Annotated in this window: 21 protein-coding genes and 3 pseudogenes; 3 read left to right on the top strand and 21 right to left on the bottom strand. The window is 36.3% G+C overall.

Annotation, left to right across the window (positions count from 1 at the left end; genetic code table 11):
* Nucleotides 1-129: 129 nt before the first annotated feature.
* The 6 genes from SLH51_RS13045 to SLH51_RS13020 all read right to left on the bottom strand — a co-directional run bounded on the left by SLH51_RS13045 (nt 130) and on the right by SLH51_RS13020 (nt 5,335).
* Nucleotides 130-534 carry a hypothetical protein gene (locus SLH51_RS13045; protein ID WP_335961738.1) on the bottom strand — a complete coding sequence of 135 codons (405 nt, stop codon included), beginning with the start codon at nt 532-534 and terminating at the stop codon, nt 130-132.
* 175 nt (nt 535-709) lie between these two features.
* Nucleotides 710-1,861 (bottom strand): restriction endonuclease, encoded by a 1,152-nt coding sequence (locus tag SLH51_RS13040; protein ID WP_335961737.1) that lies wholly within the window; start codon nt 1,859-1,861, stop codon nt 710-712.
* 158 nt (nt 1,862-2,019) lie between these two features.
* A complete protein-coding gene (locus tag SLH51_RS13035) occupies nt 2,020-2,709 on the bottom strand; it encodes an N-acetylmuramoyl-L-alanine amidase (protein WP_335961735.1) in 690 nt (229 codons plus the stop codon).
* Nucleotides 2,709-3,116: a phage holin family protein gene (locus SLH51_RS13030; protein WP_335961734.1), complete on the bottom strand. Its 408-nt coding sequence runs from the start codon at nt 3,114-3,116 to the stop codon at nt 2,709-2,711. The genes SLH51_RS13035 and SLH51_RS13030 overlap by 1 nt, the downstream gene beginning before the upstream one ends.
* Nucleotides 3,117-3,169: 53 nt before the next feature.
* The gene (locus tag SLH51_RS13025; RefSeq protein ID WP_335961733.1) at nt 3,170-3,634 is read right to left on the bottom strand and encodes a hypothetical protein; all 465 of its coding nucleotides are present in this window, start codon (nt 3,632-3,634) and stop codon (nt 3,170-3,172) included.
* A 408-nt stretch (nt 3,635-4,042) separates the two neighbouring features.
* Complete coding sequence (locus tag SLH51_RS13020) at nt 4,043-5,335, bottom strand: IS110 family RNA-guided transposase (RefSeq protein WP_335961808.1); 1,293 nt, start codon at nt 5,333-5,335, stop codon at nt 4,043-4,045.
* 721 nt (nt 5,336-6,056) lie between these two features.
* Between SLH51_RS13020 and SLH51_RS13015 the strand changes: the two genes are divergently transcribed.
* Complete coding sequence (locus tag SLH51_RS13015) at nt 6,057-7,154, top strand: alpha/beta hydrolase (RefSeq protein WP_335961732.1); 1,098 nt, start codon at nt 6,057-6,059, stop codon at nt 7,152-7,154.
* Nucleotides 7,155-8,074: 920 nt separating this feature from the next.
* Here the strand turns inward: SLH51_RS13015 and SLH51_RS13010 are convergent.
* From SLH51_RS13010 to SLH51_RS12985, 6 genes are all read right to left on the bottom strand, one after another.
* Nucleotides 8,075-9,259, bottom strand: a complete 1,185-nt coding sequence (locus SLH51_RS13010) for an MFS transporter (RefSeq protein WP_335961731.1) — start codon at nt 9,257-9,259, stop codon at nt 8,075-8,077.
* 532 nt (nt 9,260-9,791) lie between these two features.
* A complete protein-coding gene (locus SLH51_RS13005) occupies nt 9,792-11,234 on the bottom strand; it encodes a glycoside hydrolase family 1 protein (protein ID WP_335961730.1) in 1,443 nt (480 codons plus the stop codon).
* 75 nt (nt 11,235-11,309) lie between these two features.
* Nucleotides 11,310-13,151 (bottom strand): beta-glucoside-specific PTS transporter subunit IIABC, encoded by a 1,842-nt coding sequence (locus SLH51_RS13000; protein ID WP_335961729.1) that lies wholly within the window; start codon nt 13,149-13,151, stop codon nt 11,310-11,312.
* 152 nt (nt 13,152-13,303) lie between these two features.
* A complete protein-coding gene (licT, locus tag SLH51_RS12995) occupies nt 13,304-14,143 on the bottom strand; it encodes a BglG family transcription antiterminator LicT (protein WP_335961728.1) in 840 nt (279 codons plus the stop codon).
* Between the two features lie 594 nt (nt 14,144-14,737).
* Nucleotides 14,738-15,871 (bottom strand): CAP domain-containing protein, encoded by a 1,134-nt coding sequence (locus SLH51_RS12990; RefSeq protein WP_335961727.1) that lies wholly within the window; start codon nt 15,869-15,871, stop codon nt 14,738-14,740.
* A 525-nt stretch (nt 15,872-16,396) separates the two neighbouring features.
* Nucleotides 16,397-17,437 carry an NAD(P)-dependent alcohol dehydrogenase gene (locus SLH51_RS12985; protein ID WP_335961726.1) on the bottom strand — a complete coding sequence of 347 codons (1,041 nt, stop codon included), beginning with the start codon at nt 17,435-17,437 and terminating at the stop codon, nt 16,397-16,399.
* Between the two features lie 384 nt (nt 17,438-17,821).
* Between SLH51_RS12985 and SLH51_RS12980 the strand changes: the two genes are divergently transcribed.
* Nucleotides 17,822-18,247, top strand: coding sequence for a MerR family transcriptional regulator (locus SLH51_RS12980; RefSeq protein WP_335961807.1), 426 nt, complete (start codon nt 17,822-17,824; stop codon nt 18,245-18,247).
* A gap of 197 nt (nt 18,248-18,444) precedes the next feature.
* Here SLH51_RS12980 and SLH51_RS12975 read toward each other — a convergent pair.
* The 6 genes and pseudogenes from SLH51_RS12975 to SLH51_RS12950 form a co-directional block, all read right to left on the bottom strand.
* Nucleotides 18,445-19,014: pseudogene (locus tag SLH51_RS12975) on the bottom strand (cyclophilin-like fold protein).
* 30 nt (nt 19,015-19,044) lie between these two features.
* The gene (locus SLH51_RS12970; protein WP_335961725.1) at nt 19,045-19,353 is read right to left on the bottom strand and encodes an MBL fold metallo-hydrolase; all 309 of its coding nucleotides are present in this window, start codon (nt 19,351-19,353) and stop codon (nt 19,045-19,047) included.
* Entirely contained in the window at nt 19,313-19,513 is a 201-nt protein-coding gene (locus SLH51_RS12965; protein WP_335961724.1) for an MBL fold metallo-hydrolase, read from the bottom strand. The genes SLH51_RS12970 and SLH51_RS12965 overlap by 41 nt, the downstream gene beginning before the upstream one ends.
* Nucleotides 19,514-19,546: 33 nt before the next feature.
* Entirely contained in the window at nt 19,547-19,948 is a 402-nt protein-coding gene (locus tag SLH51_RS12960; protein ID WP_335961723.1) for an MBL fold metallo-hydrolase, read from the bottom strand.
* A 176-nt stretch (nt 19,949-20,124) separates the two neighbouring features.
* Nucleotides 20,125-21,237 (bottom strand): PQQ-dependent sugar dehydrogenase, encoded by a 1,113-nt coding sequence (locus SLH51_RS12955; protein ID WP_335961722.1) that lies wholly within the window; start codon nt 21,235-21,237, stop codon nt 20,125-20,127.
* 1,032 nt (nt 21,238-22,269) lie between these two features.
* Nucleotides 22,270-22,569: pseudogene (locus SLH51_RS12950) on the bottom strand (CAP domain-containing protein); the annotation flags it as partial.
* On the opposite strand from SLH51_RS12950, the pseudogene SLH51_RS12945 reads away from it, so the two are divergent.
* Nucleotides 22,560-22,746, top strand: a pseudogene (locus SLH51_RS12945) (LysR family transcriptional regulator); the annotation flags it as partial. The pseudogenes SLH51_RS12950 and SLH51_RS12945 overlap by 10 nt on opposite strands.
* Before the next feature lie 274 nt (nt 22,747-23,020).
* Here SLH51_RS12945 and SLH51_RS12940 read toward each other — a convergent pair.
* From SLH51_RS12940 to SLH51_RS12930, 3 genes are all read right to left on the bottom strand, one after another.
* Nucleotides 23,021-23,248 (bottom strand): alpha/beta hydrolase, encoded by a 228-nt coding sequence (locus tag SLH51_RS12940; RefSeq protein ID WP_335961721.1) that lies wholly within the window; start codon nt 23,246-23,248, stop codon nt 23,021-23,023.
* A 110-nt stretch (nt 23,249-23,358) separates the two neighbouring features.
* Nucleotides 23,359-23,514, bottom strand: coding sequence for a hypothetical protein (locus tag SLH51_RS12935; protein ID WP_335961720.1), 156 nt, complete (start codon nt 23,512-23,514; stop codon nt 23,359-23,361).
* 122 nt (nt 23,515-23,636) lie between these two features.
* Nucleotides 23,637-24,635: an SDR family NAD(P)-dependent oxidoreductase gene (locus tag SLH51_RS12930; protein WP_273847974.1), complete on the bottom strand. Its 999-nt coding sequence runs from the start codon at nt 24,633-24,635 to the stop codon at nt 23,637-23,639.
* Nucleotides 24,636-25,016 lie beyond the last annotated feature (381 nt).

Genomic DNA, 25,016 nt, shown 5'->3' with positions numbered 1-25,016 from the left:
AAGTTGGTATTAAAATGAGCATTAAAATATTTTCCATAAAAAAAGGGTTCACCTACCAGCTACAATTGTACATACAAGGTAAGCTCCTTTAAAATTTATATTTTTAATACTAAACATACCATGTATTCATTACTCTTTTTTCCGTCCACCTTCTACTGACCATCCATTCTTATAATCACAAACATCATCAACAAAATCGCATCCTATGTTAGAGTCATCGTCACCATGCCACCAAAAAGTTTGATATTTTACACCATCTTCCCAATATTCATCTCCTACTGTATCTGGCTCTCCATTAAAGAGACCTTTTGCTTCCTCTATAGTCATTCCCTCTTCTAACTGAGCATAGAGCTTCTCATAGTCTTCACCATTAAAGCTAATAATTCTTTGAACTGTGGTTACTGTTGTCTCTTCCTCTTTTGAGAAATATACGAATGAAACAATAACAATAAATATAAAAACACCTATTAATGTAAAAATTGCTCCGAATTCAATATCTTTCTTATTATTTCTGTCTGCTCTTTTCTCTTCCATGTGAATCTTCCCCAGTCATTGAAATGATTGTTTTTAGCTATAATTCTATATAAAGCCTTATTTCTCTGTGTGAAATTATTATATACTCATGGAAACTAATCATAACCACATATTCCTGTAAGGCTAATATCTTTACTTCCTTTTACTATAAGTACCCTCGTTAATTTCAAATAAATTATTCATCTTTAAAATAATCATAGTCGATAGCTTTCACTATAAATGTATGACTAATATCAACACCAACATTATGATCAATCATTAACTTAGACAATTCAGTACCATCAATTAGAATAATTTTCTTCGCTTCTAGTCGTTCAGCATATTTTCTTGCATTATCTGTAAAGTAAGAGGTTGTAATAAAGACACCTTTTCGTGCCCCTTTTCCATCTAAAGCGCCAGAGAAGCTTTGCACAACGTCACGTCCAACAGAATTATTAGCAGCATACCGTTTGGCTTGGACATAGATATTATCTAGACCCAATTTATCCTCTTTAATAACTCCATCCAAACCTTCATCATTCGATCTTTGAGTAACTTTTCCGTCTCCATAGCCCATCACAGTAAGTAGCTCAACAACAATATCCTCAAACTTCATCCAATGAACAATTCTTAATTGCTTCAATAAATTATCGGCTAGTTCATTTTTTAATTCATCCAATTTCTCCTTAACAATTGTTAGGGGATCTACTACTTTCTCTAATTCTTCAATTTCTTCTTTGATCTCACCTTTACTTTCGTTAAGTAATTCAAGACCCTCATTGGTAATTTGATATGTAAGCTTATTAACTTCATCGATATAATTTTCTTTCTTTAAGCTGTACCTTACACTCCGTACTCTTGAAAGAAATATGATATCCGAGTTATTTTCATACTTCATAAGTCTTTGTTCTTCACTTAGCTTAAAGGAATCGACTAACTTTTCTGTAATCTCACTAGCTGAATATGCTCTACCATCTCTAATTAGCTCTAAATAAGGAATCATCATGTCCCCAGTAGAAGGGATCGTATCTTTTATATCTTCATTGTAATCTTTATGCCCCCGTACTACTTTGTGTTTTTCTATTAATTGTTGCTCTTCTCTTTCATCTTTCGGTAGTCCCTCTTTGTTTAATATTTGTTTAATTTCTGGAATTGTTAAACCTGTTTCATTCAATTTCTTAAGGAATGTCATTATTCTTAATGACTCCATGGTGTACATAACTTTATTCCTATATAATTCAGTAGGTATGTATGCTTTAAAGTTTTTAACCCACCTTCTTCCATTTGTTTCAGACCAACCTACTAACTCAGACAATTTAGTTTTAGTTATTAATTTATGTTTGTCCATTTTTTAGTCCATCCTTTGTGACTCTATTTATTAACTGAGAGAACAATTTCATCATTGTTAACTATCTATATACTCTGTCATATAATTTTAACATAAAATCCCAAGCTTCTATTATAAGTCTTATTTTTTTATCAAAAACAAAATAGAGGCTTACCTTGTTACTCAGCAATAAAAACAGAATAACCTTTACCTTCTAGTTCTTTTGCTAGTGCTTCAGCATTCTGTTTATCTGAAAACGCACCAACTTGCACACGATATAGTTTATCAGTATTCGATTTAGCAGGAGTTGGAGATGGCTGTGCTTTCTTCTTCAATCCAAATATCTTCACCAAGCCTTGTACATGTCCCTCTGCCACCTTATCAAGAAATGAGCTTGATTTTAATTTAGTTGCATCAGAAGCATTATCAATAAAACCATTCTCCGTTAAAATTGCTGGCATATTAGTTTGACGTAATACTCCAAAGTTAGCACTCTTACGACCACGATTATTGAAGCCTGTTGCTTTGATAATTTCAGCATTCATTATATTCTGATTAGATACAGTGGCTTTTGATACGTTGCCATTATAGATGAAGTCCTCATAACCATTAGCTGTTCGATTGAAAGCATTAATATGGATACTGACAAAGTAATCAGCCTTCCATGCGTTCGCTAGGTTAGCTCTTTGAGTTAGAGATAGGAATGTATCATTAGTACGTGAAAGCTTCACCACTACGCCCTCATAGCCCTTTAATTTAGTTTCAATACGCTTTGCAATATCTAATACAACATTCTTTTCCATTAGTCCGTGTCCAATTGCGCCTGAATCATGTCCACCATGACCCGAATCTATAAATATACGTGTCATTATTTATCATTCTCCTTTCCTTTCATCACATCAATAAAATCTCTAATTTTCGGATGAATATATACACCAATTCGGTCTAGATTCTCTGTGTTGCTTAATAGTTCCATACCTATGTAAACTGTTGCAATTGAACCACCGATAGTATTAGTTCCAAATATATTAACTTCAATTAGGTAAACCAATCCAATAAGGATCAGCAATCCAACTTTCTTATTAAATCCTGCTATCCCAATAGCTGAGCGCCACCTTTTGCCTTCTTTTCTGCTTGCCATCATACCTGTAATTACATCAGCAATTTGAATAACAACAAGTATTGCTAATGGCATTCCAAAATTATCAACAAGCAATGAGAATAAGCCACCAAAAAATAGGAGCGCTCCTTTAAACCATAAGTCCAATCTTTCCACTTCTTCACCTCACTTTTTTAGGCAAATAAAAAAGCCACCCATTAAATGGATGACTATATTTCGATATGCTTCTTTAACGGTTCTATGTATTGTGTTCTCATAAGATTAATAGCAATACTTAACTGTCTTGTTAAATCTCTTTGAATGTAGTCTTGCTGAATGTCTTCTAGATCATTAATCCTTTCACTAAAAGCATGTAGTAAATGTCCACATGAAAATTTTATATCACGTGGTAGTATGTCCATGTTAACCTCATTTAGATATTTATAGATTTCTTTTGATTCATTTAAGCACCTTTTCACGTTAACAGTATCATCTTGTATCAAATGGTTTAAAGTATTGTAATGTGAGTGGATTTTGTAGAAATGAGTTTCTAATTCCGCTAATTGTTTTTCTTGGTCTTTTTGCTCTTTTCTCTTTTCTTTTTTAGCGTCAAATAAATCTTTAAAATAAACAGTTGATAAGGCAATTACTATTGGTATAACTAACAATCTTATAAATTCGCACAATATATTCAAATACCCACCTCCCACTATAATTTAAAGTTTTCTCTCATTTACTCCCGTTATCTCAAGATTTCATTTCTGCCACAAAGAGATACAAAGAAGGATTTTCTTCAAGTGGATAAATATGGATATATAAGGGTGTGAGGGAAGAAAGGAAAGTTTTGTTTTTCCTTTTAATTCCATCAATATGACCGCATTAGGATCTCCACGTACACCCTTGGGATTTTAACCTCCCATATCACACTGGGTCTATGCCCTTACATTCCTTCGTTCGTTCTCTCAAGGGGTGGAGGCCGATTCTTGCTCCCTTGCTGGGTCGTTGCCCTTATGGTGTATGAACTTCGGCTTCTCCGTGCTTCCATTGTGTAGATGAATCTTTTATAACTTCCGTAAATAAATACTGATAACTTGATTATTAATTTAAGCAGCCATCTGTAACTGATTTGAATGCATTGGGCCTAACACATCTTTCGCCTGGTAGCTTTGTCTTCTTGTTCCCAAATAATAGAATAATCGAATTAATTTTCCGCATAAGGCAATGATCGATTGTTTCTTTTTTAACGGCTTTTCTTTCAGTTTGGTGTTATATAGATGCAAGTATTTAAACTCCTCATTCTTTGAAACCATCGGCAATACACACCGGAACAGGAGGGCACGTAACCGCGACCGTCCACGCTTCGAGATCGTGGTTTGTCCTTTGTGTTTACCAGAACTGTTTTCTTTTAGGTTTAGCCCAGCTAGACGAATGATCTGTTGAGGATGATGGTAATCATGAAGATTGCCCACTTCTGCTAAAAAGCCCGCTAACGTCACTTCTCCAACACTCGGAATCGTCATCATCTCTTTTGTGCCTGGGATCCTATTCAATAGCCCCTGAACTTCTTTCATAATGGTTTCCAACTGTTCTTCAAACAGTTCATATTGATCAAGAAGGATGGTCAACTCCATTTTTGCCCCTATACATCCGTCTGTCAGACCAATAGAAGCTGATGCATAGTCTACTAACTTTCTAGCTCTTTTCATTCCAACTGCACGTTTGACTTCGGTCTTCCATCTTTTCAAGACTTCCTCGGCGCCTAAGGAAACAATCTCTTGTGGAAGAGGAAATTCTCGTAACGTTATAAAAGACGCTTTCCCATCCCATTTTTTAAACACCTTTAAATACTCTGGGAAGAAACGATCTAACCAATTTTGAACGCGGATCTTCACTTGATTTAAGCTATTAGCTACTTTTTCACGAAGATTCATCAAAACCCGGAGGTCAGCGAATATGTCTTTTGGTAGCTTGGGTTCTGTATAATCCCCATTTTCAATCAAATTGGCAATCACTTTTGCATCTTTCAAATCGTTTTTGGTTTGGGAATTGTCTTCTAATTCTTTACTCTTATTGACATGGTGTGGGTTTACGAGAACCACTTTGATGTCCCTTTTCCTCAAGAATTCAGCCAGCGGGAACCAGTAGTGTCCGGTCGGTTCAATTCCAAATACGATGTCTAACTTCTGATGAACCTTTTGTAACTCCTTCATCCACAAGACTAGCTTTAACAGCCCCTGATGATCATTCTCGAAAATACAGCGTGTTCCAAGTTCAATTCCACGAAAATCCACGGCTCGTGCGAAATGTGTTTTCTTGGCAATGTCTGCTCCTACAATAAGAGTCTGTTCAGTAATCTGTTGAATACGTTGATTCTTTTTTGTTTTTTTGCTTATAATTCATGGTGAGCGTCCTCCTTTTAAATTAGGGAATGATTGATGTGCATCATCATTACCCAGCATACAGGAGGCGCTCTTTTTTGTTAAACCCGAAATTCTTTTATTACAGGAATGGCTCCCTTTATTAAAGGCATATGAATGAATCAATTTGTCCTATTACATTTTCCCAGTTTCATAGTTTATTTTTTTATAGCCCTTAGAATGGTTACAAGAAGTTTATGCGCAGCTAAGTGGATGACTTCGACAGGAGATAGTAGAAAATATTTTAAGAAAACCAAAAAGAAAAAGCCTCCCAAAAGTTAAGTCAACTTACGGGACCTTAAACTCCATAAACATCATCCTTAGGTTTTACCTCTCCTTTCCTTAATAAAGAGGATATACCTACTACGAAAAACTTCTTTATAGCTACAGGATGATAAATTTCTGGCTTTAAATGATTATGTAAAAAGGGCTAGTGAAAAAAATAGCTTTTTTAATGGCTTCTTGGCTTTGAATTTTACTTCTATGAACGCTAGGTAGTTTTTAATAAACAATTTCAATTCATTTGTTGAATATTCAACAAATCGCATTTTATTAACTATTGTATGTATCCTACTTCCTTTTTTATAATTTTAGACATATGTTGATTACTTAAACAAAATTCATTTATAACAGGAATCATTGTATTTAAGTAATCAACTCATTCTTCAAAACCAAAATAAGAAAGGGTGTTGTTTTAAAAATGAAAAAAAATTCTTTTGTCATGCTTTTACTCACAGTGATAGCACTGGGCTCAATTTTATCCGCGTGCAACGATACATCCACAACCGATGATAGCGTAGTATCCACCACTGGCAATGACGATTCATACCAGCCGGACATGTCCAATGGAGCAGACAACTTTTACGAGAGCGACGAGGTAACAATGCAGAGGATCTCATTTAATAACCAATACAACATGGAGGTTGTAGGGAATCTTTTTATTCCGGAAGGTAGTCAGAACACCCAAAATCCCGCGATTATTGTCGGGCATCCTATGGGTGCAGTAAAAGAACAAAGTGCAAATTTGTATGCCACGAAAATGGCTGAACGGGGATTTGTTACTTTGGCCATAGATTTACCTTTCTGGGGAGAGAGTGAGGGTGAGCCCCGCAACGCTGTATCGCCGGATATCTACGCAGAAAGTTTCAGTGCTGCGGTCGATTATCTAGGCACGCAAGACTTTATCGATAGAGAACGAATTGGTGTACTTGGCATCTGTGGCAGCGGAAGTTTCGTGATCAGTGCGGCTAAAATCGACCCACGCATTCAGGCCATTGCGACAGTAAGTATGTATGATATGGGAGCGGCTGCCCGTAACGCACTGAACAACTCACTGACACTTGAGCAAAGAAAAGCGATCATCGCAGAGGCGGCAGAGCAACGCTATGTCGAATTTACAGGCGGTGAAACCGAATATACTAGTGGTACGGTACATGAATTGACTGAAAACACGGACCCGATCCAGCGTGAGTTTTATGATTTCTACCGTACTCCGAGGGGTGAATTTACGCCTGAAGGGTCATCACCTGAGCTAACAACACACCCGACGCTAACTAGTAACGTGAAGTTTATGAACTTCTACCCGTTCGAAGATATCGAGACGATTTCTCCGCGTCCGATGCTATTCGTTACGGGTGATGAGGCTCATTCAATTGAATTCAGTCAAAATGCGTACGAGCGTGCAGCCGAACCAAAAGAGCTTTACCTTGTTCCGGGTGCAGGGCATGTGGATCTGTACGACCGAGTGGAGTTAATCCCCTTTGATAAGCTCGAGTCTTTCTTCAAAGAAGCTCTATAATATTATCTAACGAAACCATAGGCGGTATAATGATGTTAGGCAGTTAGCCTTTCATTTGCTCTCGAAATGAGAAATAGTAAGTGCGATTTCTCCTCCACTTGAGTAACTACTTATGAAAAAACTAATATTATTAATAAAAACCACTTCCTAAAAAAATTTAGGAAGTGGTTTTTTGTGGTACGCTCGGCCTGGGCTATCACTTGGTGGTGAACCTCTACAGGCTTAGCAGTAGAAGTTGTTTTCCCGAAACAACGTTATTAAAGTTCTAAACGCTAATGCATTCATAATTCCCGATATTTAAGAGTGGGTGTTAATTAGGATAAAGTGTTCATTATTACTAATGCTTCTTGTAGAATTGGAGCCTTCAACAGAACTTGCATCTAAAGGGACTAAGTAAGTACTTATGGTTCGCGGTGAAGATCCCTAAAAGAAATTACAAGAAGAGCTCTAAAATAACGGTGGACAAACCATCTATAAAGTTGCAGTTTTCTCTTCCCTTGAACAATTCTAGCATCCTTTTATTGCCACGAAGAATCCATCTCAAGCCACATTCAAACCTCATCATATCAAGGGATTATCGAAAAGCTATTTAAAGGGGATAATATCATTATCGAAAGCCTTGCAAGACTTAGGGTTCAACTTATGTAATACTTGAAACAAAATTTAATCGGAAAACCAGCTAACAATATTGAATGCTTACAGGTAAGTTTCACTAAGTAATTTTAAGGGGTTTTGCCTAATACAATACTAATGAACGTGTTATGAAGCAAAAACGTTACTAGATGATTTGGTAGTATGTTATAAAGAAAAATAAAGCATTGGATTCACAACCGAAATCCAATGCTTTCACAATTATAGTTATTTCAATGTTATAATAATCCATTTGCAGAATAAGCAAAGAATTATAAATCAATTACTGTCTAGGAAACTCTACTATTCAAGCTGTTATTTTGCACATTATTATACTTGTAATTTCTTAGGAAAACAAATACCAAGCTCAATATAATTGATATAAATCCTACTAATATCACATATTGTGTACCCATTTGTGCAATAAAGTACCCACCTATAGCTGACCCTACTGTTACTCCTATGTTAGCGGACGTTAAAAATAATCCATTCGCGAAGGTAGGAGCTTCAGGAGCTGAAGACATAACCCAGTATTGATTGATGTTGGCTCCTACTCCAGCTATGATACCCCAAATTAACGTAATGATCGCCATAGGTATGGTGAGTTCTCCGAATAAGAAGAATAGGATGTAAACGGCTCCCAATGCAAATGGAAAAGCCACTACAGTTTTAATTGCATTTTGGGTAAGTAACTTTCCTGCGACAATGTTTCCAATAATATTAGTCAAACCGAATAGAAATAACATGATCGTGATGGTATTTAAAGGCATATTTGTAACAGAAGTCAGAAACTCAGCAAAGTAACTATAAACTCCAAATACTGATGCATTGAGAAAAATAACACCTATAATAGAAAGCCAAGTGATTGATTTTTTTAATATGCGTAATTGAGATCCATAAGAAAGTTTTTCCTTCACCGGCATAGATGGCATAAAGAGTAGTGTAGCAATTAATACTAAAGCATTTGTAACGGCAAAAAATGCCAACGCCATTTGAATGGAAGCTACACTAGCAATAAAACTAACAATCGGTACACCGACTACCATACCCGCCGAGACCCCAATGAAAACTTTAGCAATAGCTTTTGGCGCATCCTCTTTTTTAACTGAATCAGCAGCTATGGTAAAAGCCAATGAAACATACACCGGATGAAATAAGCCTGAAATAAAGCGAATAATTAAGACTACGGTGAAATTAGTTATAAAAATAGTAGCGATGTTTCCCAGTACGAATATAGCCAAAACGAGTAATAACACCTTCTTACGATCTATACCCGAAAACAATAAAGGCATCGTCGGACCAGCTATGGCAATAGCAAGAGCAAAGAGCCCCACAAGTAATCCTGCCTGAGATACGCTGACTCCATAATACTCAGCTAGAGACGGCAGGATCCCAATAACCCCCATTTCAGTATTTAAAATACCGAAAACACCGAATGTTAATATCAATATAATCAATTTATTTTGTTTATCCAAAAAAAAACCCTCCCAAATTAATGCTCTTAAATCATTTTTTTCAATTTGTACTGTTAAACTGTCATTAAGGTTTTCTATTCGAGTTTCATTCTTTTCTAATTTAAAAGTTCATTTTTTTATAAAATTACTTGAAAGAAACCAATTAATAATTCTAAAGAGGGCATTGCATTGCATCGCCTAGAAAAAATCATCATCGATTGATTAATCAACATCTGTTAATAACTATAAATAGGAACATGGTTACGATCAATGGTTAAAAAAACGCAATTCGTTGATTTCTCAACAAAGCGATTATATTTGTTGATTATCTTTAGTAACTGTTTTTGCTATTAAAAAGTCAAATGAAACATAAACGGGAATTATACCCTTACTTGTACTCCTACAACCTTAAATTAATAAAATTGCACCAATTAATTTGAACACCCCCCTTTAGAAATATAAAGGGAGTGTTCCTACTAATTGTTCTAAACCTGTTGTTGTTTTCAATAAAAATAATCAATAGTTTTTACAAGGGGGGAAAATATAAAGAAATTTATATTTCACTTCCATTTGATGCAATTACATCTTTATACCAATTAAAAGACTTCTTCCTTTTGCGTTCTAATGTCCCACTGCCATCATCATTTTTATCCACATAAATGAATCCATAACGTTTGGACATTTCTCCGGTTGACGCACTGACCAAATCAATGCATCCCCAGGGAGTGTAACCCATTAATTCAACGCCATCTTCAATCGCCTCACGCATTTGTATAATATGTTCTCGGATGTATTCAATTCTATAATCATCATTTATCGATCCATCTTCTTCTACTTTGTCTTTTGCTCCTAAACCGTTTTCCACAACAAAAAGTGGTTTTTGGTATCTATCATAGAACTCGTTTAGAGTAATTCTTAATCCTATAGGGTCAATTTCCCATCCCCAATCAGACGCTTTTAGAAACGGATTTTTTACTCCACCCAAGATATTTCCTTCGACTGTATCACCAGATGGTTTATCTTTCATTTCAGTACGTGACATATAGTAACTGAAACTAATAAAATCCACAGGATAGCTCTTGATCAACTCTAAATCTCCTGGTTTCATTTCAAGTTTAATACTATGTTCTCTAAAGTAACGTTGAATGAAAGAAGGATATTTCCCTTTCACTTGAACATCAGCACAGAAAGTATTGAAGAAACGTGCCTCTTGTTGAGCATACAGTACATTTTCAGGGTTGCAATCAAAGGAATACGTAGGAATATATAGTATCATACATCCAATTTTCGCCTCAGGTATGATTTCATGGCAAGCCTTTACCGCTAAACTACTAGCAACAAATTGATGATGGAAAGCCTGGAAAGTCGGTTGGTATTTGTCTTCTTCTTTTTGAATCGCAAAACCAAGACCCATAATTGGCATTTCTAGACCAGAATTGATTTCATTAAATGTGAGCCAATATTTCACTTTGTTTTTGTAACGGTTCAATATTACTTTTGCATATCTTTCAAAGAACGTAACAACTTCTCGACTTCTCCAACCACCATATTCTTTCACAAGATTTACCGGCATTTCATAATGAGACATAGTAACAACCGGTTCGATCCCATACTTATGCAACTCGTCAAAAACACGGTCATAAAAAGCTAATCCGGCCTCGTTCGGCTCTAATTCAGTACCATTTGGAAAAATTCTTGTCCATGCAATTGACATACGGTATACTTTGAATCCCATTTCAGCAAATAACGCGATATCTTCTTTGTAGCGATGATAGAAATCGATCGCCTCATGGTTCGGATAACTGTATTTTTCTGTATCCATTTCAAAATTAAAGCCTGGTGACTGTAATAGCTTAAGTCGTTCTTTTCCACCTGGCAGAACATCGGCAATATTTAAGCCTTTATTCCCCTCATGAAATCCACCTTCTAATTGATTAGCTGCAGTAGCTCCGCCCCATAAAAAACCTTTTGGAAATTCCATTTTTTCATTTTTCATAATTAGTATCCTCCGCGATTATAATTTATTATTGGGAAGAGTAACAAAGTCTCTTCCCTGTATAAAAAAAGTTCATTAACTGACTAATGTCAATAAACCTTCTTTTTCTTGAACAGCTTCTCTTTTCATTTCGATAATTTCGGTATAACGGTCTGTATTTGTTATAATAATTGGAGTAGTAACTTGGTATCCGGCTTCTTTAATTTTTTCAATATCAAAGTTAACTAACAGATCTCCTTGACTTACTCGGTCTCCTTGTTTAACGACCGGTGAATAATATTTCCCTTCTAATTGAACTGTATTTATCCCGATATGGATTAATATCTCTGCTCCTTCATCTGAAGTAATTCCAATTGCATGCCCTGTTGGAAAAACTGTTGTGACCTTACCGTTCACAGGTGATACAGCTTTACCAATAGTTGGCTCAATGGCAATCCCTTTTCCCATAGCTTCTGATGCAAACACTGGATCAGCCACTTCTGCTAATGATTTAATTACTCCAGTTAATGGGCTGACTATTGCTTCTTGTTTAATAATTGTTGTTTGTCCTGCTTCTACCACATTTTCTTCTACCCCTAATTTCTTTTTATCCTCATATCCAAAAACTACTGTCAAAATCGTTGTAACAGTAAAAGCAGATAGCATGGCAATAATGTATGGTACAAACGGGGAATAAATTGGAATACTAAGAGCAGATGGAAATGCATATGCCAAAGCTCTTGCTCCAACCAAGCCACTAATACCTCCACCGACAACTCCAGCAATGGCGACATAAGGAATTGTACGTTTGTAACGAAGCATTAACCCATACAGAATAGGTTCTGTTATACCTGACAATAATCCAGGTAATAACGTAGATCCAGCAAGTGCTTTTAATTTTTTATCCTTTGTTTTTAAGAAAATACCAAAAGCTAATCCTATTTGTGCAAATACTGCTGCAGAAACCAATGCAAGCAGAGGATCTCCGCCATTTGCTAAATTCTCAAGCATAAATGGTGTGAATCCCGTATGAACTCCAAATAATGTAAGGAAGGTCCACCCACTACCCATAATGGCACCTGTCAAAACTCCACTTTCAGAATATAAAAAATTAATAAAAACTCCGATACTACTTGCAAAATAGACACCGATAGGACCAAATGCAATTGCTGTTAATGGCACGATTGTAATCAAAGACAACATAGGAACTAAAAACATTTGTAGATCCTTATGAATGGTCTTCTTTAGGAATCTATCTAATACAGCATAAATACTGACTGCGATAAAAATGGGAAACACCGAAAATGAATAGTTCATCAAAACAACCGGTATACCAAGAAAATCAGTAATATCACCATTATTTTGAAGTAAACCAGTAAAATTAGGATCTAGCAACGCAGCTCCGATCATTCCACCTACGTATGGATTTGCACCAAGCTTCGAAGCAATAGTAATACCTAAAAAAATGGGGAGGAAGAAAAAGATGGCATTCCCCGCCGCTAACAAAATGGTGTACGTACCACTTTCTGTAGATAATACCCCCGTCATTGTTAAAAGAGTTAACAACGCTCTAAGCATACCCGCACCAGCAAGAGCTCCCAGCAATGGAGAAAAACTTCCGGAAATAACATCGAATATTTTTGCAACAACTTTCCCCTTTGATTTTACGGTTAAATCGTTGGACTCACTCTTTACGTTTGCAATATTTATTAGCTCTTGATAAACCTCAGAGACGTGGCTTCCAATTACGACTTGAAATTGCCCACTGTTCTCTACTACACTAAGAATCCCATCTATATTTTCAAGTTTTTTCTTTTCAGCCTGACTATGATCTTTTAATTTGAAACGTAGACGAGTAGCACAATGCACAACGTTAATTATGTTTTGTTCTCCACCAACCATTTGGACTATTTCCTTTGCAAGGCTTTGATAACTCAATGTTCCCACTCCTTTTTAATATAATTCCTGCTTAATTCACCATGATTAACTGGGTGTTTGGTAAAAAACTTCATAAAAAAACCTAAACCAAACAATCAATTTCGACTGTTTGATTTAGGTTTTGCCCGTTAGGTTACAACCCTAAAACTTAATTAACCGTTATTATCTTTTATTACTCTAGCAATATGAATTGTCAAATATATCATTTCTTCATCAGTTAATTCGTAGGTGTAAGAACCCTCGATAAACTTTTTTATTTTTAGTGAACATATATGAGCGTCAGGATACTTTACCTTAATTACATTATATAAGTCATCATTTGTTGCGCTGTTGTAATGATTGCTCTTGACTAGTCGCTGTGCGAAAAACTTAAGATGCGTTATAAAACGATAGAAAGGTAAAGAATTCTCATTAAACTCAACCTTGAAATGATATCTAACTATCGTTAAAATTTCTTGCATTACCTTAGTCATGGTTTTTATAATTGGCATCTCTTCGTTCAATTCAGCATTAACAATATGTAGGGCTAGGAACCCTGCTTCATCCTCTGGTAAAATGACACCAAATTGTTCACATATCATATTTAATGCTTCTAACCCAATTTCATATTCTTCTTTGTACAATTGCCTAGTTTCCCAAAGTAATCCGTTTTTAATAGGTAAATTACTTTTATAACGTTCAATTGCAAAGTGAATATGATCCGTTAGATGAATATAAATACTATCGCTTAACTTTTTACCTAATTTCATTTTTGCATATGCAATGATTTTTTCGGATATATCCATATACTCTATTGGCATATTGGCAATTAGGGTTTTAAACTTTCTCATTGTATCTTCATTTTCTAAAGTGAAAATTTTATCTACTTGAAGTTCATCTATTAAATCACCAATCCGCTTATTATAAGCAATTCCACGTCCAATAATGATAACTTCTTGTTTTTCTTTTCTTGATATAACTGCATTATTGTTCAATATTCTCTCAATTTTCACTTTATTCCCCCCAGATTTATACTGTATCCCCTCCAATTATATAGAAAAAGGCAAAAGCCCTACCTCTTTCCACGGTAATCGGTTTTGCCTGATTTAACAGTAACAATCCGCTTTGTATACGCTTACCCAAAAATATTGAATAATCAATATCTGTTTTTAATTATAAATAAAAACAGGTTGTTTACAATGAATAAATTAGCGTATTTCGTTGATTATTCAACAGATCAATTAATATTGTTGATTATCTTAGAGAGTTGGTGCCTACATTCTAATATAGTTTCAATGCTGAATTCCAGAAGGTCTCCTATACTTAGGCGATTTGGGTTAAATAGGTAATATTATGAATGATCATATATACAAGTTCAAGAAAACTGAGGACATAACAATTCAAAAAAGCATGGTCAAAATACAGATATCATTGTTCAAATGCTTGACTTATCCCCCCGTGTAATGGTAAAAAGAACACTTGTTAAAGATAGAAATGATTCTATAAATATTAAAAATTTTATATTAAATAAAATTAGCAGTTTAAGTTCTATAATAATTCATATCTAGAACTTAAACTGCTAGTATTTTTACTTTATTAATCATAATTTACAATGGCCGTGACTTACTAAAATATTTTTTAGTAAAATAAGGCTGTGACTCATTATTAAATGCTACTCCCACCCCTAAATTCCGGAAATTTTCCTGAAGGATATTTTCTCTGTGTCCTAATGAGTTCATCAATCCTTCATGAGCAAATATACTACTTATTTGACCGTATGCTAAGTTTTCACCTGCAGTAGTAAATTCAATATTGTCTTCCGCCATTCGTTCAAACGGAGATTGACCTCTTAAATTTGTATGACTAAAATATCGGTTTTCTGCCATGTCTAAGCTATGTCTCCGAGCCGTTTCTTTCACATGATCATCCCATGTCAAAAGAGGCAAATCATAATTTCTTCTTGTAGCATTTGTTAAATCGAATAACTGAAATTCAAACCCTTCTTGTAGCTGCTGGCTTGGTTCGGAGTAAATAGCATTCTTGTTTTGTTCTAGATCTTCATCAATAACTTTGATAGCTGTAACTGTATTGTTTTCGTGCTGATCATAAAAAATTGTGACAAAGCTGTTGTCGAGATGAAATATATCATACTCATCATTTCTATTAATACGGTAAGTGAACAACCGATATTTTATGAATGCTTCAGGGTTACCAAGCTGTTCCTGAACTAATTGTATTGGGCTACCTAACCTTATGTCTGTTGAAGACGCAATCAAGTCCTGATTTGTATAAAGTCCACTTACAATATCTTCATCATCATAAGCAACCATAATAAAATTTTGATAGTTTTCGTGATAAACATCCCAGTTTATGCCATATTCATTTATCGTACTCCTCTTGGGACTATCACCAATTATCTTCTCCACTTCAACTCTTGAATTCCCCAGTACAATATTGTGAATAGAGAAAAATTGCTCTGTAGGAATTAATAATTCCGGCGCATGGATGGTCGTTTCATTTGGTTCAAACTGTAGGTTATTTGAAGGCTCGAGTAGTGAATTTAATCGCAGAGTAAGAGTATCTAAAAAAGAATTGATATCTAGTACTTCTTTAACCTGGTCAACTGTTTGATAAATTGAATTCCATGTAGATGAAGGAACATGTTGGACCGGCTCTTTCCATAACGGTATTGAGAAATAACCCAAAAATACAACTATTACTAGTAAGATAAACCGTTTCACAACTACACTCCTGTTCTAATATTTACATTCTATTCATTACCAGACATTTTTTATTTTAATCATCCCACTTATATTCCATATTATTACCATTTAACTTTAATTCAATAAATGGGTTCACTATGTAGACAAATAATCTCCCCCCAACCATTTACTAATTAGGACAAATATTGAATGAAAACTTTTAAGTACAAAAGTTGATGTCCTTCTATATGCACTTAACAACAATACTTAAAGGAAAGATTTAAATAAAATTTACATCTCCAAATTAATAATCCTACCATTGTGAACGTGAAAGGGGTAATTCTTCATATAACTGAAGAGTTACCCTAATTTATGGAGCTATTAAAATCTACTTATTTTAATGCGTTCTATAGGCTTTGACCAAACCAAGTTAAACTATCTTCTTCACTATTAATTTTGTCCCAATCGACACCGAAACATGGATTTCCACAGTTGGAGAAAGGTCAGTAATTCCTTTTTAAAATTTCTCTTCATTCAACTCTTATTGTACATTACTTGAGTATCTTACATTGTACTAATATCAATCACGAATCGATATTTTACATCTGAAGCTAATACGCGTTCGTACGCTTCATCAATTTGATCAGCAGTTATAACTTCAATTTTTGGAACAATATTATGTTCTGCACAGAAATTCAGCATCTCCTGAGTCTCACGGATACCCCCAATCATTGATCCTGCAAATGAACGGCGATGACCAATGAGAGAAAATACATTTAGGTCCAATGGCTCTGCAGGCGCACCGACATTTACTAGAGTACCATCTAGCGTTAATAATGAGAGATACGCATTAATATCAATTTTTGCACTTACCGTGTTAATGATCAGGTCGAACGTTCCAGCTAGTTTATCAAATGTTTCAGGATCACTCGTGGCATAGTAGTGATCGGCACCGAAATGCAGACCATCTTCCTTTTTCTTCAATGATTGAGACAGAACGGTAACTTCTGCACCCATCGCGTGCGCAATCTTGACAGCCATATGACCTAGACCACCTAATCCAACAACCGCTACTTTTTTACCTGGACTAGCTCCCCAATGGTTTAGTGGCGAATATGTTGTAATACCTGCACAAAGTAATGGAGCGGCTGCATCAAGAGAGATGTTATCTGGTATTCTAACTACAAAATCCTCAGTTACAACAATATGAGTAGAATATCCACCTTGAGTTGGCTCACCATATTTATCAACACCAGCATAGGTAGGGACATTTCCTTTTAAACAATATTGCTCCTCTCCTTTTCGGCAGTTCTCACATTCACCACATGAGTCAACCATACAACCGACCCCAACTCGGTCACCTATTTTATACTTTGTGACGTTAGATCCTACAGCAGTAACAACTCCCGCTATCTCGTGTCCCGGTACTAGAGGATAGTTTACTTGACCCCATTCTCCGTGAGCAGTATGGATATCAGAATGGCATATGCCTGCATATTTAATTTCAATTAAAACATCAAGCAAATCAAGATCGCGTCGTTTAATTTCAGCTGCTCGAAAGGATTTGTCTGGACCGTCGACAGCCCGTGCTTTAGCAGTTATCATAGAAAAACCTCCACCAATGTATATTTTTCAAGAGCAAGAAATGCGCTTGGACCGAAGGAAAATGAAGAATTCATGTTAAACTTAAACTACCCTTCTTTCCTCCCTATCCCCACCTTTCTCTTGCAAACAATGATAATCCTTATAGTTAACTCTAGGTCAAGCGATTTGCTTTTGTTTTTTTTTCAAGATCTCCCGAACGTAACAAAATTTCATATCACCTATTAATCTAGCTTTAAGAACTAATTTTTTCTAGATAAGTAAACTTCTATTACACAGCGCCAATTTTCACTTTCTCCTTTTGACAATTAGAAACTACCGTGATAAAATCCTCTTCAAACTATAGAGTTAACTCGAAGTCTATACCAAAAGAAAAGGTGATAAATGATGAAGACATATTCTATCAGCGAAGTTGCCAAAGAATTGAATCTAACAGTATATACCTTGCGTTACTACGACAAGGAAGGACTTATGCCTTTTGTACAACGGACAGAAAGCGGTACACGACTGTTTAAAGAGTCCGATATCGGTGCTTTAAGGGTCATTGAATGTCTAAAATCTACTGGGATGCCAATTAAGGAGATTAGAAGTTTTATTGATTGGTGTTCGGACGGGGATTCCACATTGCAAAAAAGATATAACATGTTTATGGAACGAAAAGCTATTGTAGAAGTACAAATGGAAGAACTAAAAAAAACAATGGAACTTGTTGAACATAAATGTTTATATTACAAGACTGCTTTGGATGCCGGAACAGAAAATATTCATAAAAACAATAAAGTAGAGATTCCCATTACAAATTTACAAAAATAACACCTGTATTTCTCAATTTGAATATAAATTACAGGTGTCTTGTGTTAGTCCTACTACCACTTAGTTATTTATAAACAAATAGAAAAACGCAAGCTCCTTAATTACATACTATATAGACGGAGTGTACTTCAGCAAGTTTTTTGATATAGTATGGAAAAAACATTCTTCAAGTTGAGCTTCATACAAAAGAGTCCTTATCAATCTCCAACTAAATCAAAGCTAACACGTATATCACCGTCACCGACTGCCTGAGAAAATCTTTCCACGTCCTCGATATATCCGAGACGAGTGTAGCTATAGGAACTTGAGAAGGTTTCATAGAACAATACTAGACAATTGTCGCCATAAAGCATGATATCTCCCGCATTAATAACCCCGGGTCTTTCAGAATTTGTTGGGAGGCTATCTTAAAGATAATAGAACTTTTCATTTCTATAAAGATCCTCCATGTCTATGCTTAAAGGGAGTTTTTCAATTAGTGCATGTGTTGTTTCATTATCATAAAGCCTTGCTAAAAATACTTTGTCGCCTATTGTTATGTTTAACTCTATGGTCAGGGGGTTTGTCATGGCAATCTCATCCCTTTCTTGTTGCAATTCCCACCATGGTGAAGGAGGAAATGAGGTATCTTCATGTAGTTGGACTGTTTCACCGATTTGCGGGGCGAGTAAGCTAACTTCTGCTCTTTCTGCCTCTATTAATGCCCGTTCTATAGGTTCTGACCAACCATGAAAAGCAAGAGCAAATGCGTCCCAATGAACGAACATCATATGGTTTCCATTTACATCTAAATGAGCCTAAACGGCACCTTCTGGTGTCATATGAACCCAATCCCAGCGATCATCGAATTGGCCCCCATCCATTAAGGTAATGTCAAAAGGTCCATATACCTGTCCAATTTCTTTAAAATGTTCATCATATCCACTATCTCCACTTGTATAGAAACGTATATTTTCTCCAAGAATTACCCAACCGCCCCAAAGGGTAGAGTCTCGATTAAAAGGTCCTCTTCCAGAGTAATGTTTCGCAGGTGTCAAAGCCACCGTTAAACCTTCGAATTCCGTTTCATCCCACCAATTGAGTTCCGTAAATGTTTTCTTCTTCAACTCCCCAGCGCATTAGATGAGTACTTACACCGAGTGGAACGAAAAAATGAGACACTTTGTCCTTTAATTGAAGAATAGTTGGATAATCTAAGTGATCATAATGATCATGTGTAATAAAAACAGCATCAATAGAGGGCGTTTCCTCGATAATATTTAACATTTGCTCACTAAATCGCTCACTTCCTCCTGCAAATCAAACGGGTGAAGCCCTAGAACTTAGCATGGGATCTACAAATATCTTCTTATTATCAATACTTAAGAGAAAAGTAGAATGACCGAACCAGGTTAAACTATCTTCTTCACTTTCAACTTTTGCCCACTCGATCTCGGAAACAGGAATGTCTTCAGATGGAGAACGGTCATTACTTCTAAAATTATCTCTTATTATGGAGAGCCTACCAGAGATACTCATACCCAAATCTGTTGTTACTTGATTTACAAACTTTCCTTTTTGATAATTATCAAATCCTTCATAGATTTCTTTTTGTGCATTACTTGGATTTCCCCCAAACACAGGATGCATGTTAATAAACAAAAAAATAGCAACACTTAATACAATTAAAACAGCAAAAACATATAACATGACTTTTTTCATGGTGCCTCCTATAGTTAAGAAAATTCAACTATCTTTTTCTTAAACTTGTATTCTAAAATTGAAAGGTCATATCTTAGGAAACTCACACATACTGGGTGCAGCGGCAGAAAATACGGGGATCTATTAATAAACATACTTATCTCTATTAAGCGGTTCTAAGTAATACTGCATTTCTATTAATTTAATTCTGATAGTGATACTCTATATAGCTTATCGTCATTCTCTTCTGGAGTACCACGCCCATCTGTATTATTGCTAATGAAATAAAGGGAGTTATCTTCAATCAGTACATCCCGGATTCTGCCAAGTCCAGTTATTACTTCTCGTTGTTCACCTGTTTCAAGGTCAAATTCTAAAACGGCAGATCCTCTTAGTGCAGCAACATACAATTTACCATTATAATAGTCCATTCCAGATGGTGCCCAAGTGTCTGCATCTCCAGAAGTGAACAGCGGTGAAACCATACCTTCTTGTTCCTCATAGCCTTCCATAATCGGCCAGCCATAATTTTGACCAGCTTCTATTAAGTTGACTTCATCATTTGCACTGCTGCCGTGCTCACTTGAAAACAGTATCCCGTCAGACGACCAAGTAATCCCTTGAGGGTTTCGGTGTCCATAACTATACACGTAGGAATTTGGATATGGATTATCACTTGGTATCGAACCATCCAGATTCATTCTTAAGATTTTTCCGCCTAATGAATCGAGATCTTGTGCAATATCTGGCGCAGATGCATTTCCGGTAGTTGCATAAAGTGTTCCATCAGGTCCAATTTTAAGCCTTCCTCCATGATGGTAGGTTCCACTTGGGATATGATCTAGAAGCAATCTTTCTTCACTCCAAATGTTATCTAACAACCGTAGGGTTACAATACGGTTAAATTGTCCAGAGTCATCTACGTATGTATAATGAGCATAAGCTAGATTCGATTCTGCAAAGTCGGGGGCGAGCACAACGCCTAATAACCCCGCCTCGGGAGCTGTTGAAATATTTTTCTCCAATTCTACACTCTGCCGTTCGATTTCCCCATTTTCCATTCTTATGATATATCCGGGTCTCTCTGTCAAATAGAATGTATCTTCAAGTTTTTCAATCGACCAAGGAATATCAAGGTTTTCCACAATTACTTCTAGATTTTCAAAAGACACCATTTGCTCTTCTTGCCCTTCATTTTCTAGCTCACCTGAAGTATTTCCCGGCTCAGTTCCTGGATTTTGTTGGTCATTTTGAGTACATCCAGCGTTAAGAAGTAGTAGAAACATAGGTATTACGAAGACTTTTTTCATTCCAATCACCTCAGCCTTTCATGAATTTTTATTTTATAATCCTTTACTTGAAGACTTACATCTATAAAATAGGTTTAGATCCATTGTTCCGTAATCCCTCGGTTCCTTTAAACGGTCATCCCTCTGAGTTACGATGATAAGGATCAAGGCTACTCCCTGTTACACTCGCCAAATTTTCTAGGTACTCCATCCTGATTGATTGGTAGACTTATAGTTTATTCTTCGTTTCCTTGTAGTTCACTTTCTCATTTCTAATCATTTGTTCCAGTTTTTCAATCAATCTACTGTTGATCTCATTTTTTTTACTAAAAAAGGATTTTCTCTTTTGTTTTTTTAAAAGAGATAAAAGGTATTCCTTCTCTTCATAATTAAACATTTAGATCTCACCTCTTTAGTTTAATTTATTACGCCGCCCTAGCTTTTCTTTTACTATCTTGATGGTAAATAAAATAATCCAGTTCTTGACTTAAATGCATGGATGTTTTTTCCCTATCCGAACACCATTTTTTTGTTTTACTTGCAAAACAATGGTAAACCCTATAGTTAACTCTAAGTCAAGCGATTCAATTAATTTATATTTTTAAACGAAGAACCATGCCCCTACAGGTTTTAACTCTTTAAATATATAGCCTACTGCGATTGTTTAAAGACTTCAATATAGACGCTATAAAAGTTATTAATGTCTGAAATCTACAGGATTGCCTTTTAAGGAAATTAAAATTTCAATGGTTGGTGTTCTAACTAACGGGGATTCTGCAACAAGAATATGACATGTTTATGGAACGAAAGCTATTGTAAAAACACAGATGGATAATAAGTACAGTCAGTATTAACCTCATATAAAGCTAATAAATATAAAAATACGGTATTACATTATAAATTCTTGTAGGGGTAAGTATATGCCCCACCTTCTGAGATACTATAATGGAGATTGGCCACTTTCATATTATCCTCACAAATAAAAGTAACTACGTATTATGTTCTTTCATTAGTCATGCCCAGGTTCACAATAAATGTCTGACCTGACAGTAGCTATAGTGGCCATGAATTACTAAAATACTTTTTAGTATAGTAAGGCTGTGACTCATTATTAAATGCCACTCCTACCCCTAAATTCCGAAAATGTTCCTGAAGGATATTTTCTCTGTGTCCTAATGAATTCATTAATCCTCCATGTGCAAATATACTACTTATTTGGCCGTATGCTAAGTTTTCACCAGCAGTAGTAAATTCAATATTGTCTTCCTCCATTCGATCAAACGGAGATTGACCTTTTAAATTTGTATGACTGAAATATTGATTTTCAGCCATGTCCAAGCTGTGCTTCCGAGCTTGATAAAATCGTAAATACTTCTATGATATCTTTGTTTTAGACCGCTAGAGCCGAGGCTGGAATCTGGACTAAATATTGTCTGGAAGAAGCATCAGATTTTTCCCGTTGCTGCTGATATGTTTTTAAAAGAGATTCAGGCAAATTATAAACATACTGCAAAAAAACACTTAGATTAAATTGCCACATAAAAGGCTGTCTGAGTCATAAATACCTAGACAGCTTCATTGTTCCTTTAACCTATATCCCCAACATATTTCTAGAGACTTCCTAAATTATCTCTCATACTTTTTAATTTTAACAAGTTAACACCACTTTTATTTTTCAATAAACACACTAACATTTTCAAAATAAAATATGTCCCCCGCAAAATATGCGAGATCCACACATCGCTTTTACTCATTAACATTAGATCTAAGACTGTCTATCTTCACCACAAATCTAATTTTTTCTTTAGAGGTTCTCTTGGAAGAAAGACTCCAGTTTGTCAAATGGAATTAACTCCATGTTGTCATATAAATCCACATGTCCTGCATCTGGTACAATGTAGAGTTCGTTCTCTTCACCAGCTAGCTCATATGCGTCTTCACTGTGGTATCTGGAGTGGGCATTCTCACCTGCAATGAACAGCAATGGACGTGGACTAATCATCTCAATCTGCTCAAACGGGAAGAAGTTCATTAGTGCCCCTCTGCTGGTAAGGCTCATAGGTATAGAGCGAGGATTTAGTCCTCTAGGTGTACCGTAGTATTCATAAACTCTTGACCTGCTGCTTGTTGTGAAGGTTTTAGTTAGACAGCAGAGCCTACTAAGTCTTGTATTGGCTCTCCTCCTTCAGCCTCAATCCAACGTTGTTCAGCAGCTTCTTCAAGAGCTGCCCTCCATTCTTCCTTCGCCACAGGAGTCGACCATACAACCGACCCCTGATGACGGCAAGGCTGGCGCAAGTCACTGGCTCTGGCACCGTGACAGTGACATCTGCAGCCGAATAATACAAGTATATGCACCACATGAAAAGGCTGAGCGATACAAGCCCAGCCTTTTTTGTTAGAGATAGTTTTTTCTTCGACTAATCCCTAGTAAACGATACTCCTGTTTTTTGTGCAAATGCATCGAGCATCCTATTCTGTGCAGCTACGTCTCGTACGATAGGATTGAAGTTTCGATCAATTTCTTGGTGAAAGAAATACTCGCCCGTTACTTGGCTGCCCGGTTCAGTAGCCTCTGCCAACCAAACTTGCGTCATGTAGCCCTCGCGGAGATTGTCTGGTGTGGTGGTATTACCATTGGCAAAACCCATACGAGTTGGTACCCAACCTGGCTGTACGGCATTTGATTGAATCTCTGGCCACTCACGCGCGACGGCCATGGCAAGCGCAGAGATGTGTGCCTTGGTGTCGCTGTACGTTGTCCGAGGGTTGTCACTCGTTATGTCGTCTGCATCAATATCGCCGCTAAGGTGCTGGTCTGACGTGAGGTAGATAAGCTGCTTCGGCCTATTAACAAGACTTGTCAAAATGTACGGAGAAAGCGAGTTTACGTTGAGCATTTCATCAGACGGCTGGCCGTAGACGCCTGCATTATGGATGATAACATCAAACGTTCCAAGTACGTTGATGTCTTCGGCAAGCTGTCGGGTTTGGTCGAGGTCATTTAGGTCACCTATAACAACATCGCTGATTTCGGGGATGTCTCGCCTCACATCGGCTGCGCGTGCTTCATTACGGGCATGAGCAACAACAGTGTGCCCTCGTTTCGCTAGATAGTAGGCCGTCAATTCTCCCAGGCCGGCCGTTGATCCAGTAACCAAAATCCTCTTCTTAGGACCCTCGGATGGTTTGATATTTTCTTCGATATAGCGCATTTCATCGGCTACTTCCTGCGTGTTGTAGCTGTTTGCACCGAACCGTTCACCATCACCGCTTTCATCAATATTTGAGTTTGCGTCGCCATTCGTACCGCTTTGATTATTTTGCTCGTTGTCTATTAAATTTTGTTGTTCATTTGATGAACAACCGACGAGTAAAAGAATGGCCATCATATATATGCATAAGATCTTTTTCATCATTAGTTACATCTCCCATTGGTTTTCTATTCTATTAAACTCATTTCAGATATCTTTTCACAGTGTTGCTCTTTTTTTCTTAAACTTTATATCCAGCTAATTAATTGTCTTTTTTAGTAGGGTAGATTTCCCCATAATTGATGGACCTCCTCCCACGTATCCTCCGTTTGATTTGGATGATACAAATATTGCTCATACATTTCGGTTAAATGGGACAATTCCTCTGTGGAATAAAAAGAATCAATATCGTGTGCAAAGTTTCGAAGTGTTTTTTCCTTACGTATTAACCAACACCATTCCAATTTTCGTAATAAAATCAAGTACGCTGAACCAAGATTATCGTCCTCTTTCTTAAAACGGTGATTCCTGATTATCTCTTAACCA

This window comes from Halalkalibacter kiskunsagensis, assembly GCF_037027555.1.
Lineage (GTDB): Bacteria > Bacillota > Bacilli > Bacillales > Bacillaceae_D > Halalkalibacter > Halalkalibacter kiskunsagensis.
This window is presented reverse-complemented; position numbering and strand designations above follow the sequence as displayed.